The following is a 13,508-nucleotide window of genomic DNA, read 5'->3' on the forward strand; positions in this document are numbered from 1 at the left end:
CGCGGGATCGGAGAGGAACCCCGACGGCTCAGTCTGTCGTCGGCTGCCTGACGCCCATCGTCAGCCGACGACGCCACAGTACCCCGACACCGAGGAGGGTACCCAGAGAGAGCGCGGCGCCTGCGGTCAGGAGCAGGGTGCCGGTGCCGGCATTTCCGGTCTCAGCGAGCACGGGTGCCGCTGCCGGCGCGGCGGGTGCAGGAGGCGTCTCCGGCGTGGGCGGCGGAGCGACGAAGGTGACCTCGCTGGCCGTGCCGAAAGCCGACTGCCACGGCAGGATCCGAGTTCCTCCCTGTTCGACCGGCGTTCGGGAGGGGCTGATGCGCTCGACCCACACGAAGTAGCCGCTGCTGGGAAGGACGCAGTCTGGTGTCCGATAGGTGCCGGGGCCGGTCTCGATGCGCACCTCGACCGTGCAAACGACCGGAGCGCCGGCCGGCGGTTCAGCTGCAGGCTCGATCGGATCACTGAACGGCCCGAGGAGCGAACTCTCGACCACGACCGGGATGGGCAGCATGCCGTTCTCGTCGACAGCGGGGACGGCGCCGGCAGCAGGGGGAGTCGACGGGTGGTAGACGCCCCAGTCGGGCAACAGATCGTCGCGGCTCTCGTCGACGAGTGCAGAGACGACGAGCTCATCGCTGATCGCCGCTCCCGCTCCCGCCGTCGCCGCGCTGGTCTTCGTGGACACAACGGGCTGGAACTTCTTGGTCGACGGAACGGTGGAGGTGATGGTGGCGCTGCCCGAGGCGGTGCCTGGGCGGGCGACGAGTACCTGCTGGACGTCGTCACCGGCGTGGCCGGCCGTGAACCCGGAACCATAGGGGAGGTCGTTGTAGCGCACCGTTGCCGCGATCGACGATGTCGGGTCGGTGCCCGTCGTCGTGATGGAGAGTGTCTCCCCGTTCGATACAGTGCGTTCCGCCTTTCCATCGTCGAAGACGGCCCCGGACAGGCTCATCGTGCCCGAGTGGCTGCCAGGCGCCAGCGCCGTCGGCCCGGTCGCCAGAAAGTCGACTGTCAAACCGCTCGTGACGGTCATGCGGCCGTCGTCGTCTGCGGCGGTCAGCGAGACGGAGCCCGTGACCGCCCTCGACGCACCCGACGGCGCATCTGCCGCCGCGAGAAGTTGGCTGCTTTTGTCGAGGACAGCCTGCCCGGAGGCGCCCGCCCGCTGGGCGTAGGACTCGGGGCTGCGGCCGTCGAGGCCTGCGATTCTCCAGGTCGCCAGCTGCCCGCCTGCAGCCTCGGTGGGATCCGCTGACGGTGCGGCAGTGCGTGAGATGTAGGCGAGGCGAGCGAGATCGTCTGGGGCGAAGCGGCCGAGCGCTGTCGCATCGACGAACTGATAGTCGTGCCCCGTGGGGGCCTTCTTGCCCACTTCGAGGCAGAAGACGAGCGAGCCGTCGTCGAGCCGGTACGAGCCGATCCATGAGAAACCGTTCTCGGAGAGATAGCCGACTCCGTGCCCTGTGGACACGGCGGCGGTTGCGGGAGGGGCACCCGAGAGGAGTAGCCCGAGGGTCGTCGCGACCGTGGTGAGTGCGGTGAGTATGGCGGCGGACCGCCGGCGTGGTTGTGTCATGCCGATCACCCTCGCGGCTCGGGTCGGAGCCGTGGGGCCGGTGCTCTGCCTCGGTGGAGTGCGCCCTCGAGCACGGGGCTGTGGAGGACGAGGCGTCGGCCGAGCCTCGCAGGTGGCCCTCTTCTTCGGGCGGTAAGGTGGCAGACGGCGAAAGTCTGCGGCGGAGCAGCCAAATCTGTTAGCCGCAGCTCGCAGGAGTACTCAGGAGCCGAGCACAAACCCCCGTGCCGGCTGAGACCTAAGCGGATTGGATGAGCGTGGATCTGTTCGAATACCAGGCACGAGACCTGTTTGAAAGCTATGGGGTTCCGGTTCTTCCGGGAATCGTGGCGGACACCCCGGAAGAGGTGCGTGCCGCGGCGGAGAAGCTCGGTGGCGTGACGGTGGTCAAGGCGCAGGTCAAGGTCGGTGGCCGAGGCAAGGCTGGCGGCGTCAAGGTCGCTAAAGACCCGCAGGCCGCGTTCGAGGCGGCTCAGTCGATTCTGGGACTCGACATCAAGGGCCACGTGGTGAAGCGGGTCATGGTTGCGGGCGGTGCTCGCATCGCCGAGGAGTTCTACTTCTCGGTCCTACTCGACCGGGCCAACCGGTCGTACCTCTCGCTCACCAGCTACGAGGGCGGCATGGAGATCGAACAGCTCGCGGTCGAGCGCCCCGAAGCCCTGGCTCGCATCGAGGTCGACCCGATTGCGGGAATCGATCTCGAGACGGCCAAGTCGATCGCGGTCGCGGCCAAGTTCCCCGCCGAGTTGGTAGACAAGGTCGCTCCGGTCTTCGTGAAGCTGTGGGATGTCTACACCGGTGAAGACGCCACGCTCGTCGAGGTGAACCCTCTCGTGCTCACCGAAGAGGGCGACATCATCGCGCTCGACGGCAAGGTGACGCTCGATGAGAATGCCGGATTCCGGCACCCTCAGCACGAGGCATTGGAAGACAAGGACGCGGCAGACCCGCTGGAGGCCAAGGCCAAGGCCGCCGACCTCAACTACGTCAAGCTCGACGGCGAGGTGGGAATCATCGGCAACGGCGCCGGACTCGTGATGTCGACGCTCGACGTCGTCTCCTACGCGGGAGAGAAGTACAACGGTGTGAAACCGGCCAACTTCCTCGACATCGGTGGCGGAGCCTCCGCAGCGGTGATGGCCGCGGGCCTCGACGTCATCCTCGGCGACGCCCAGGTCAAGAGCGTCTTCGTCAACGTCTTCGGCGGAATCACCGCGTGCGACGCAGTGGCCAACGGAATCATCGGCGCGCTCGAGGTGCTCGGCGACACCGCCACGAAGCCCCTCGTCGTTCGTCTCGACGGCAACAAGGTCGACGAAGGCCGTGCGATCCTCGCTGCGGCCAACCACCCGCTCGTCACTCTGGCGACCACCATGGACGAGGGCGCCGACAAGGCCGCCGAACTCGCCTCCCTCTGACGATTCCTCGCGAGAAGTAAGGACCACAAAAAGAATGTCGATTTTCCTCAACAAGGATTCCAAGGTCATCGTGCAGGGAATCACCGGCGGCGAGGGCACCAAGCACACCGCCCTGATGCTCGCCGCGGGCACCAAGATCGTGGGCGGAGTGAACGCTCGTAAGGCGGGAACCACCGTCACCCACGGCGACCTCGAACTGCCGGTCTTCGGAACCGTCGCCGAGGCCATCTCCACGACCGGCGCCGATGTCTCGATCGCCTTCGTTCCGCCGGCGTTCGCGAAGGACGCGATCATCGAGGCGATCGATGCAGAGATCCCGCTGCTGGTCGTCATCACCGAGGGCATCCCCGTGCAGGACGCGGCCGAAGCCTGGGCGTACGCCAAGCAGAAGGGCAACAAGACGCGCATCATCGGTCCGAACTGCCCCGGCATCATTACCCCCGGCGAGTCACTCGTGGGCATCACCCCGGCGAACATCACGGGCAAGGGTCCGATCGGTCTCGTTTCCAAGTCGGGAACTCTGACCTACCAGATGATGTTCGAGCTGCGTGATCTCGGTTTCTCGACCGCTATCGGAATCGGCGGAGACCCCATCATCGGCACCACGCACATCGATGCGCTCGCGGCATTCGAGGCCGACCCCGAGACGAAGGCGATCGTGATGATCGGTGAGATCGGTGGAGACGCAGAGGAACGCGCCGCGGAGTTCATCAAGGCTCATGTCACGAAGCCTGTCGTGGGATACGTCGCCGGTTTCACCGCTCCCGAGGGCAAGACCATGGGCCACGCCGGCGCCATCGTCTCTGGCAGTGCGGGAACGGCGCAGGCGAAGAAGGAGGCCCTCGAGGCCGCCGGCGTGCGTGTCGGCAAGACGCCGAGCGAAACCGCTGCGCTGCTGCGTGAGGTCTACGCGGCTCTCTGATTCCCCGCACAACCCGCGGCGGGCATCCTCTTCTTTATGATGAGGGTGCCCGCCGTTCGTGCACGCCGCGCGGGCAGGGAGGAAGGGGTGTCGATGTCCGATTCTCTGGGGGCAAACCCGGCCGAAGAGCCGGCCGTGCAGTCCAGCCGGTGGCAGCGCATCCGGCACGCTCTGGTCACGCCGGAGCTGATCTACGGAACGATCATCAGTTCGGCCGTGATCGCGGTCGCCGATGAAGACGACGACGATTTCGACGTGTTCGTCGTGACGGTCGTCAGCATGGTCGTGTTCTGGGCGGCCCACGTATTCGCGACCGCCGTGGCGAATCACGGCCTCCGCAACGGTCGGATCATCGGAATGGGCCAAGCCTTTCGCGAGGGGGTGCATCATTCGAAAGGGCTTCTGTACGCGTCGATCATCCCCCTGGTCTTCCTCATCCTCGGCGCGACAGGATTGCTCGACGAAGACGCCGCCTATTTCATCGCTCTTCTGGCCGGCACGGTCTTGCTGGGAGTTCTGGGCTGGCTGGCCTTTGCAGACAGGGGTAGCCGGTGGCCCGCGCGGCTGCTCGGCGGCCTGGGAACGGGCCTGTTCGGACTGGTCATCATCGTGTTCAAGACGGTCCTCCACTAGAGCGGCGAGGTGAGGTGTCGACTCAGCCGACACGGGGTACGCTCGGCACGGCATGAATCGACCATTTACCGCATTCCTCGCGTTCCTCGACGCGCTCCTCGTCGGGGCAATCGGCCTCGGGATCCTCCTGATTCCGCTGACGATCCTCTGGCTGACCCAGTTCGAGCTTGCGGTCGACTACGGCGCTTTCTGGCGCGTGGCGGCCAACTTCTGGCTGCTCGGAAACGGCGTCGATCTGCTCGTCACCATCGATCCGACGCTCGCACTGCAACTCGCTCTGCAGGGTGCGGGCGTGCCCTTCGACATCGGCTTCGCTCCTCTGGGCGTGGCCGTGCTGACGGTGCTGCTCGGCTGGCGATCTGGGCGCCGCCTCGCCGACTCGGATCATCGCCTGCTCGGCGCCGCCGTGGGCGTTCTGACCGTCGCGGCGATCGGATGGCTGGTCGCCAGCGGGGCCGGCTCCGACAGTGCCCGGCCGTCGGTTGTACAGGCGTTGGTCTTCCCCGCGGTCATCTACGCGATAGGCATGGCGACCAGCCTCTTCACCCGCGCTGACTTCTCGACCGCCACCGATCCCGCGGGCCAGGCCGTCGACATCCTCGCCCGTAGTCTTCGGGGGATCGTGGATCGGGTGCCGACACCCGTCGCGACCGTCATCTCTCTCGGAGCTCGGGGAGGCGCAATGGCGGTCGCCGGTGTCATGGGCGTCGCCGGACTTCTGGTCTGTGTGCTGATTCTGGGGCATTACGGGCAGATCATCTCGCTGTACGAATCCCTCCAGTCGCAGCTCGTGGGCGGTATCGCTCTGACCGTCGGTCAACTCTCGATCGTGCCGAACATGGTCATCTGGGCGGCCTCGTGGTTGCTCGGCCCCGGATTCGCCCTCGGCACAGGCAGCGTCGTGTCGCCCCTGGGAACACAGGTGGGTCTGATTCCTGCGCTGCCGATTCTCGGCGCGCTGCCGCAGGGGGCTCCGGCGCTCGGCTATGCGGTGATCGTGGTTCCGGTCGTCGTCGGCTTCGCAGTGGGCGTTCTTCTCAAGCCCCGGTTGACGTCGGCGGGCACTGCGTCGTCGCCGGTGGTTCTTGTGCTCTCGGGCATCATGGTCGGCATCGTCGGCGCCAGCATGCTCGCCCTGCTCGCCATCTGGTCCGGCGGAGCCGCAGGACCTGGGCGGCTTGTCGACGTCGGCCCGGATCCGGCCGCCGTGTGGCTCTGGTCGGCGCTCGAACTCGCTCCCAGCGCCGTGCTCGGACTCACCGTAGGGCTCACCCGACGCCTGTTCTCGTCGTCTTCCGGAGGCGTCGGGGCGGGGCGCGCTGCTGAGGGCGACGGCGACCGCACGAGCGCCGAGGCGGATACCAATAAACTGTGACGGTGCTGTCGCTGGTCGTACTCATCTCCGGCGGAGGATCCAACCTCCGCGCCCTCCTCGACGCGCAGTCGGACGCCGAATTTCCGGCGCGGATCGTCGCGGTCGGAGCCGACAATGACGCAGCCGGTCTGAGTCACGCCGAAGAGTTCGGAGTGCCCACGTTCACGGTGCCACCCACGTCGTTCGAGTCGCGCGCCGCGTGGGGAGACGAGCTTCTCGAACAGATCGAGGTGTGGAACCCCGACCTGGTGGTCTGCGCCGGCTTCATGCGCATTCTTCCCCCTCGGGTCGTCTCTGCCCTCTCTCCATTTCTCATCAATACGCACCCGGCACTCTTGCCCGCCTTTCCTGGCGCCCACGCGGTGAGAGACGCTCTGGCGGCGGGTGTCTCACAGACCGGCGTCACCGTGCACATCGTCGACGAAGGCGTCGACACCGGTCCGGTCATCGTGCAGGAGGCCGTGACGATCGAGCCCGGCGACACCGAATCAGAACTTCACGAACGAATCAAGACGATCGAGCGCCGTCTGCTTACCCAGGCCGTGCTCGACATCGCGAACAGCAGAGTCAACCTCAGGGAGCTAGCCACAGCATGAGCGGTCCAATCCACGATCCGAACCTCTACACCCACCGCGACGTCGTGCGCATCGAGCGCGCACTGATCTCGGTGAGCGACAAGACCGGGCTTCTCGAGCTCGCAGCGGCCCTTGCCGATTCCGGGGTCGAGATCGTGTCGACGGGTTCGACAGCGAAGACGATCGCCGACGCCGGCTTCCCCGTCACGGAGGTGAGCCAGGTCACGGGCTTCCCGGAGTCTCTCGACGGGCGCGTCAAGACGCTGCACCCCGCCGTGCACGCCGGAATCCTCGCCGACCTCCGACTCGAGTCGCACAAGGCTCAGCTCGACGAGCTCGGCATCCGCGCGTTCCAGCTCGTCGTGGTGAACCTGTATCCGTTCCGCGAGACCGTCGCCTCGGGAGCCGAGAGCTCCGCCGTGATCGAGCAGATCGACATCGGAGGACCCGCGCTCGTGCGTGCGTCGGCCAAGAACCACGCCAATGTGGCGATCGCCGTGTCGCCGTCGAGTTATGCCGGCATCATCGAATCGCTGCCCGCTGGAACCACGTTCGAGAGTCGTCGGGCCCTTGCAGCCGAGGCGTTCGCTCACACAGCCGCTTACGACACGGCAGTGGCCGCGTGGTTCGCCGACACGACGACGGATGGCGAAGCTGTCGACACGGCCGGTCTCGGCGACGCAGTCACGATCGAGGGCACCCGGTCGGCCACCCTGCGCTACGGCGAGAACTCGCACCAGCCTGCCGCGCTCTATGTTCGTGAGAACGGCGCGGGCATCGCGCAGGCGACCCAGCTGCACGGCAAGGAGATGTCGTACAACAACTACGTCGATGCCGACGCTGCCGTGCGTGCGGCCTTCGACTTCTCCGAACCGGCCGTCGCCATCATCAAGCATGCGAACCCGTGCGGCATCGCCGTTGCACAGCCGACCGACGACGACGCGATCGCGGGCGCTCACGCCCGGGCTCACGCCTGCGACCCCGTCTCCGCATTCGGTGGCGTGATCGCGGCCAATCGCACGGTGACGCGCGCCATGGCCGAAGGTGTCGCCGAGATCTTCACCGAGGTTCTTGTGGCCCCCGACTTCGAGCCCGAAGCGCTCGAGATCCTGCAGATCAAGAAGAACCTGCGACTGTTGAAGCTTCCCGCCGGGTTCCGCCGAGATGAGACGGAGATCCGTCAGATCAGCGGGGGCTTCTTGGCGCAGAAGCCCGACGGGTTCGACGGCTTCAGCTCGGTGAAGTGGCAGCGCGTCGCGGGAAAGCACGTCGACGACGCCACGCTTGCCGACCTCGAGTTCGCCTGGAAGGCGTGCCGCTCGGTGAAGTCCAATGCCATCCTCCTCGCGTCCGACGGCGCATCCGTCGGTGTCGGCATGGGGCAGGTCAACCGAGTCGACTCCTGCCATCTGGCCGTGACGCGCGCGGGTGACCGTGCCGCTGGATCCGTCGCGGCATCCGACGCCTTCTTCCCGTTCGCCGACGGTCTGCAGGTTCTCATCGACGCTGGCGTCACGGCGGTCGTTCAGCCGGGAGGGTCGGTTCGCGATGCCGAGGTGATCGAGGCTGCGCAGGCGGCAGGCGTCACGATGTACTTCACAGGGGAACGCCACTTCTTCCACTAGAAACCCTCGACGTGCGTACAGTAACCCGAAGTAAGGTCGCACCCATGCCCCTCCTCCGACCGAGACCGGTCATCGCATCCGCGGTGGCGGCGCTGCTCGTCGCAGCGATCACCCACCTCGCCACGATGCTGTCGTTCTTCGTCGGCAGCAACCCGCAGTCGGGCGTGCTGCTGCAGATCAACAACTTCTTCGTGCCGTCCACCCTTGTCTTGCTCGTGCTTGTCTTCGTGTTCGCCATGGTCACCCGGCTGACACGCTGGTACACGGCGGTCATCGCCGGTCTCGTGTCGGGTGTCCTCGCGGCCGTCGTGGGCACGGGCATCCAGACTCTGCTGCAGGGCAACGCGCTCGACGGCCCGGTCATCGCCTACGTTCTCAGTACCCTCGGCAACATCAATCTCATCTTCGTGTTGACCGCCACCGTGGCAACGGCCACGCTCGGTCGCCGGGTGCACTCGGCCCTCAGTGATTTCGAGGTGCCGCCGCGCGCAGTGTCGGGAACGGTTCTGGTGCGACGGCCATCCGACAATCTCGCCGAGGGCATCGTGACGCATCTCGAACGCACCGAGGTCGACACGGAACTCGCCGATGAGCAGTGGGAATCGTACGTGGCCGCCCTGATCGGGGCCGGGTGGAAGCCCGTCGAGGTCGAGCGTGCCGACGGGCTTGCCGATTCGGTGTTCATCGAGGACTCCGTCGTGATGTTCGGCCGCCTCGCCGTACTCGCGAGCCCTGCGGCACCGACCCGCGTCGCAGAGATCGACGAGGTGGAGAAGAGCGTTCGCTCGCTCGGCCTCGACGTCACACGTATCGTTCAGCCTGGAACCCTCGACGGGGGAGATGTGCTGAAGATCGAGAAGCGTGTCTACGTCGGACGCGGGGGTCGCACGAACGCCGAGGGAATTCGGCAGCTCCGCCACATTCTGAGCCCTCTGGGTTACACCGTGATCGCCGTGCCGATCTCGAAGGTGCTGCATCTCAAGAGCGCCGTCACGGCACTGCCCGACGGCACGGTCATCGGATATCCGCCGGTGGTCGACGACCCCAAGATCTTCGACCGATTCCTCGCCGTTCCCGAGGAGGCGGGGGCCCACGTCGTGATACTCGCCGACGACACGGTGCTGATGTCGTCGGCCGCGCCCGAGTCTGCTCAGCTGATCGAGAGTCTCGGATACAGGGTGATCGCCGTCGACATCTCGGAATTCGAGAAGCTCGAGGCCTGTGTGACGTGCCTCTCGGTGCGCGTGCGCTGAAGTGCGCGCTGGACGTTGCGCGAAAGCATGACTCGCGAGTAGCCTAAAAGGCTGCCCGGAATCGGGTGGATCCCCACCCCCTTCTCTCGAGGTCTCTTCGTGTCAACGCCCCCGCCCCCGTCCACCCTGGCCTCCCTCGGCAGGCTGTATCGCTATGCGAAGCCGGCGATGCCGCGCATCTATGTGGCGATCGTGGCGTCCCTGCTGGCGAGCCTCGTGGCGCTGGCGATTCCGCAGGTGCTGCAGTGGCTGATCGACGGACCTCTGACGGGAACCGACGTCTCGCTGGTGTGGTTCTCTGTGGGCCTCGTGCTCGCTTTGGGCGTCGCGGAGGCGGGACTGATCGCGCTGCGCCGCTGGCTGGTGCTGACCCCGGGAACCCATGTCGAGGCGCACATGCGAAACAGCCTCTACCGACAGCTGCAGCGCCTTCCCGTCGCTTTTCACGACCGGTGGCCGAGCGGACAGCTTCTGTCGCGCGCGATCGGCGACCTCAACCTGATTCGTCGGTGGATGGCGTTCGGCTTCGTGATCCTCATTGTGAACTCGCTGACGCTCGTGATCGGGTTCGTGATTCTGGTCTCGCTCAATTGGATCCTCGGGATGATCTTCGTCGTCGCGTCGGTTCCCGTGCTGATCTACGGGTACGCGTTCGAGAAGCGCTACTCGCGTGCGGCTCGGCGCGGACAGGATCAGCAGGGCGACCTGGCGACGGCCGTCGAAGAGAGTGTGCACGGCATCCGGGTGCTCAAGGCGTTCGGGCGCGGATCGCACGCTCTCAAGCGGTTCGAGACGCAGGCCGAAGAACTGCAGGGCACAGAGCTCGAGAAAGCCCGTGCTGTTGCCGGCATCTGGTTGTGGCTTCTCCTCGTTCCCGACGTCGCGTTCGCAGTGGCCCTCGTCGTCGGCGTATGGCTGGCCCAGTCCGGCTCATCGAGCGTGGGTGAACTCGTGGCTTTCTTCGCGACGGGCACGGTGCTTCTCTTCCCGATTCAGTCGATGGGGTACTTCCTCGCCATGACGATCGACGCGAAGACCGCGACCAACCGTTTCTTCGAAGTGATGGACGAGGTCAACACGATCGTCGACCCGATCTCGCCGAAGACGATCGAGAAGCCCCAGGGGCGACTGGTCTTCTCGGATGCGCACTTCCGCTACCAGGATTCGCCGAGCCGCTTTCCCGATCTGCTCGATGGAATCGACCTCGTGATCGAGCCGGGCGAGACGATGGCCCTCGTCGGTCTGACCGGGTCGGGCAAGACGACGCTCACTGCTCTGCCGACGCGTCTCTACGACGTCACCGGGGGCTCGGTGTCCCTCGACGGCGTCGACGTTCGCGATCTCGCGCTCGACGAGTTGCGTGCCCACATCGCGATGGCGTTCGAAGACGCGACGCTCTTCTCGGCGACGGTTCGCGAGAATGTGCTGCTGGGCAGACCGGATGCGACGGAGGCCGATCTCGAGGAGGCGCTCGACATCGCACAGGCCCAGTTCGCCTTCGACCTGCCGAACGGGCTCGACACCCGTGTCGGCGAGGAGGGGCTGAGTCTGTCTGGAGGACAGCGACAGCGCCTCGCTCTCGCCCGTGCGGTCGCTGCTCGGCCATCGGTGCTCGTACTCGACGACCCTCTCTCGGCTCTCGACGTGACGACCGAGCAGTTGGTCGAGGCGGCTCTTCGTCGGGTCCTCGCGTCGACGACGGCCTTGATCGTTGCTCACCGCCCCTCGACGGTGTCTCTCGCAGACAGGGTCGCGCTCATGCAAGACGGGCGCATCACAGCGGTCGGCACCCACAGTGAACTCATCGCGAGCAACGCGCACTACCGCTTCGTGATCTCGAGTCTCGACAATCAGACGCAGGCTCAGCCTGCACACACGGAGAACGTCTCATGAGCCAGACCAGCGTCACCGGCACCAGCGGAGAGGAGCGCGACGACTTCTCGCGCGCCGAGAGCCGTCAGATCCGCAGCCGCAGCCTCCGCCTCCTCGGCTCGCTGCTCGAACCCCTGCGCGCACGTCTCGTCGTCGGCATCGTCGTGATCATCGTGTCGACGGCCGCTCAGGTCGCCGGCCCCGCTTTGATCGCGTTCGGTATCGACAGGGGCCTGCCTTCCCTGATGAAGAACGATTGGATGCCGCTGGCGCTCGCCGGTGCCGCATACCTCGCAACCGGCGTGATCGGTGCCGCCCTGGTCGCCTGGTTCACGGTCCTCTCCGCTCGCATCAGCCAGGCTGTGTTGCTCGATCTGCGGCGCAGGGTCTTTCTCCAGACGCAGCGGCTCAGTCTCGAGTTCCATGAGAGTTACACCTCGGGCCGCATCATCTCGCGCCAGACGAGCGACCTCGATTCGATCCGTGAACTGCTCGACTCGGGAATCAACAACCTGGTGCAGGGCGCGCTGTACATGGTCTTCGTCGGCCTAGCGCTGCTTCTGGTCGACCCGCTGAGCGCGGCGGTGCTTCTGGTGTCGCTCGTGCCTCTGGCGATCCTCACTCGCTGGTTCCAGCTTCGATCGCAGCGGGTGTTCAGGCAGACGCGAACGGCGTCGGCCAATGTCATTGTCAAGTTCGTCGAGACGATGACGGGCATCCGAGCGGTGAAGGCGTTCCGCACCGAGACTCGCAACGAGGGCGATTTCGGTGAACTGGTCGAAGACTATCGCCAGGTCAATGCTCGCGTGATCCGGCTTTTCGGCATCTACAACCCAGGTCTCGTACTCATCGGCAACGTGACCGTCGCTGTCGTGCTGCTCGTGGGAGGCCTGCGTGTGTTCGAGGGCCAGCTTGCCGTGGGTGCGCTGCTCGCCGTGGTGCTCTACACTCGCCGCTTCTTCGATCCGATGGAGGACATGGCGATGTTCTACAACTCCTATCAGTCGGCGGCGGCGGCCCTCGAGAAGATCTCCGGTGTTCTCGAGGAGCAGCCGAGCGTGCCCGATCCGGCCGCACCGATCGATCTGTGGACCTCGAAGGGGCATGTGCGGTTCTCCGACGTGGAGTTCGCCTATGCCGGAGATCGTGTCATTCTGCCGACGTTCGACCTCGACATCCCGGCGGGTCAGACGGTCGCCCTCGTCGGGTCGACAGGCGCCGGCAAGTCCACGCTGGCGAAACTGGTGTCGCGGTTCTACGACCCGAGCACGGGCGAGGTCTCGCTCGACGGCATCGATCTGCGATCGCTGCATCCGAAAGATCTGCGCCGGGCCATCGTCATGGTGACGCAGGAGGCATACCTCTTCTCCGGCACCGTCGCGGACAACATCGCCATCGGCAAGCCCGATGCGTCATTCGACGAGATCACCGCCGCTGCGAGAGCGGTCGGCGCCCACGAATTCATCGAAGGGCTGCCGAATGGCTATGAAACCGATGTGAACAAGCGGGGAGGGCGTGTCTCGGCGGGCCAGCGGCAGCTGATCTCGTTCGCGCGGGCGTTCCTCGCTGACCCGGCGGTCCTCATCCTCGACGAGGCGACGGCGTCGCTCGACATACCGAGCGAGCGGCTCGTGCAGAATGCGCTGCAGACACTGTTGGCCGACCGCACGGCGATCATCATCGCGCACAGGCTGTCGACCGTGGCGATCGCAGACCGCGTTCTAGTGATGGAACACGGCCGGATCGTCGAAGACGGAACACCGGCGGACCTCATTGCAGGAACGGGTCGATTCGCGGCGCTTCACGCCTCCTGGCGTGAATCGTTGGCGTAAGCGAGGCCTACGGAGTCCAGGCGTAGATGTTCTGCCCGGCTACGTAGATGTGCCACGCTCCCGAGCAGGTGATGGCGGCGTCGGTCGGAATGGACTCTGCCCACCAGGTGTCGTCGAGGGCCGGCGTGCTGGGGCTGGTGCACTCGGTGCCGATCGGCGCGGCCAGGGGAGCCGGGATGCTGTATCCGAGGATCTTGGTGTTGTCGGTCGTGTTGGTCTTGATGCGGATCGTGGTGGCATCGGCCTGCACGAAGTCGGGCAGAGCGACGCTGTCGGTCGCTCCCGCGGCCTCGGGCTGGGTCGCGTAGATTGCGCTCTCGATGGGCGGGTTGATCGCATTCGCCAGCGTGCACCCTGACAGGAGCGCGGTCATGGCGAGGATGGGGGCGGCAACAAGCAGACGACGCTTCACTGC

The 13,508-nt window shown here is 66.0% G+C and carries 11 protein-coding genes; 9 read left to right on the forward strand and 2 right to left on the reverse strand.

The window, feature by feature from the left end:
* Nucleotides 1–28 precede the first annotated feature (28 nt).
* Nucleotides 29–1,585, reverse strand: a complete 1,557-nt coding sequence (locus tag B9Y86_RS08845; RefSeq protein WP_139824822.1) for a hypothetical protein — start codon at nt 1,583–1,585, stop codon at nt 29–31.
* A gap of 257 nt (nt 1,586–1,842) precedes the next feature.
* Here B9Y86_RS08845 and sucC point away from each other — a divergent pair, with 257 nt between their 5' ends.
* The 9 genes from sucC (at nt 1,843) to B9Y86_RS08890 (ending at nt 13,093) form a co-directional block, all read left to right on the forward strand.
* Nucleotides 1,843–3,006, forward strand: coding sequence for an ADP-forming succinate--CoA ligase subunit beta (gene sucC / locus B9Y86_RS08850; protein WP_085484974.1), 1,164 nt, complete (start codon nt 1,843–1,845; stop codon nt 3,004–3,006).
* A gap of 34 nt (nt 3,007–3,040) precedes the next feature.
* Nucleotides 3,041–3,928: a succinate--CoA ligase subunit alpha gene (gene sucD, locus B9Y86_RS08855; RefSeq protein ID WP_085484976.1), complete on the forward strand. Its 888-nt coding sequence runs from the start codon at nt 3,041–3,043 to the stop codon at nt 3,926–3,928.
* 93 nt (nt 3,929–4,021) lie between these two features.
* On the forward strand, nt 4,022–4,561 hold the full coding sequence (locus tag B9Y86_RS08860) for a hypothetical protein (RefSeq protein ID WP_139824823.1): 540 nt from the start codon (nt 4,022–4,024) through the stop codon (nt 4,559–4,561).
* A gap of 52 nt (nt 4,562–4,613) precedes the next feature.
* Entirely contained in the window at nt 4,614–5,936 is a 1,323-nt protein-coding gene (locus B9Y86_RS08865) for a cell division protein PerM (RefSeq protein WP_085484980.1), read from the forward strand.
* Nucleotides 5,937–5,938: 2 nt separating this feature from the next.
* Nucleotides 5,939–6,532: a phosphoribosylglycinamide formyltransferase gene (purN, locus tag B9Y86_RS08870; protein WP_085485380.1), complete on the forward strand. Its 594-nt coding sequence runs from the start codon at nt 5,939–5,941 to the stop codon at nt 6,530–6,532.
* Nucleotides 6,529–8,136, forward strand: a complete 1,608-nt coding sequence (gene purH, locus B9Y86_RS08875; RefSeq protein WP_085484981.1) for a bifunctional phosphoribosylaminoimidazolecarboxamide formyltransferase/IMP cyclohydrolase — start codon at nt 6,529–6,531, stop codon at nt 8,134–8,136. The genes purN and purH overlap by 4 nt, the downstream gene beginning before the upstream one ends.
* 44 nt (nt 8,137–8,180) lie before the next feature.
* Nucleotides 8,181–9,389 (forward strand): dimethylargininase, encoded by a 1,209-nt coding sequence (gene ddaH, locus B9Y86_RS17860; protein WP_085484983.1) that lies wholly within the window; start codon nt 8,181–8,183, stop codon nt 9,387–9,389.
* Between the two features lie 168 nt (nt 9,390–9,557).
* Complete coding sequence (locus tag B9Y86_RS08885; protein WP_139824844.1) at nt 9,558–11,282, forward strand: ABC transporter ATP-binding protein; 1,725 nt, start codon at nt 9,558–9,560, stop codon at nt 11,280–11,282.
* On the forward strand, nt 11,279–13,093 hold the full coding sequence (locus B9Y86_RS08890) for an ABC transporter ATP-binding protein (protein WP_085484987.1): 1,815 nt from the start codon (nt 11,279–11,281) through the stop codon (nt 13,091–13,093). Before B9Y86_RS08885 ends, B9Y86_RS08890 begins: the two co-directional genes overlap by 4 nt.
* 7 nt (nt 13,094–13,100) lie before the next feature.
* On the opposite strand, the gene B9Y86_RS08895 is transcribed toward B9Y86_RS08890, so the two are convergent.
* Nucleotides 13,101–13,505 carry a hypothetical protein gene (locus tag B9Y86_RS08895; RefSeq protein ID WP_085484989.1) on the reverse strand — a complete coding sequence of 135 codons (405 nt, stop codon included), beginning with the start codon at nt 13,503–13,505 and terminating at the stop codon, nt 13,101–13,103.
* Nucleotides 13,506–13,508: the final 3 nt, after the last annotated feature.

Source organism: Agreia pratensis, assembly GCF_900177685.1.
GTDB lineage: Bacteria > Actinomycetota > Actinomycetes > Actinomycetales > Microbacteriaceae > Agreia > Agreia pratensis.

Bases quoted from the DNA above. Each gene is read 5' to 3' on its own strand.
- sucD (WP_085484976.1), top strand. From the start codon at position 3,041: ATGTCGATTTTCCTCAACAAGGATTCCAAGGTCATCGTGCAGGGAATC.
- B9Y86_RS08845 (WP_139824822.1), bottom strand. From the start codon at position 1,585: ATGACACAACCACGCCGGCGGTCCGCCGCCATACTCACCGCACTCACC.
- purH (WP_085484981.1), top strand. From the start codon at position 6,529: ATGAGCGGTCCAATCCACGATCCGAACCTCTACACCCACCGCGACGTC.
- B9Y86_RS08865 (WP_085484980.1), top strand. From the start codon at position 4,614: ATGAATCGACCATTTACCGCATTCCTCGCGTTCCTCGACGCGCTCCTC.
- B9Y86_RS08860 (WP_139824823.1), top strand. From the start codon at position 4,022: ATGTCCGATTCTCTGGGGGCAAACCCGGCCGAAGAGCCGGCCGTGCAG.
- ddaH (WP_085484983.1), top strand. From the start codon at position 8,181: ATGCCCCTCCTCCGACCGAGACCGGTCATCGCATCCGCGGTGGCGGCG.
- B9Y86_RS08890 (WP_085484987.1), top strand. From the start codon at position 11,279: ATGAGCCAGACCAGCGTCACCGGCACCAGCGGAGAGGAGCGCGACGAC.
- B9Y86_RS08885 (WP_139824844.1), top strand. From the start codon at position 9,558: ATGCCGCGCATCTATGTGGCGATCGTGGCGTCCCTGCTGGCGAGCCTC.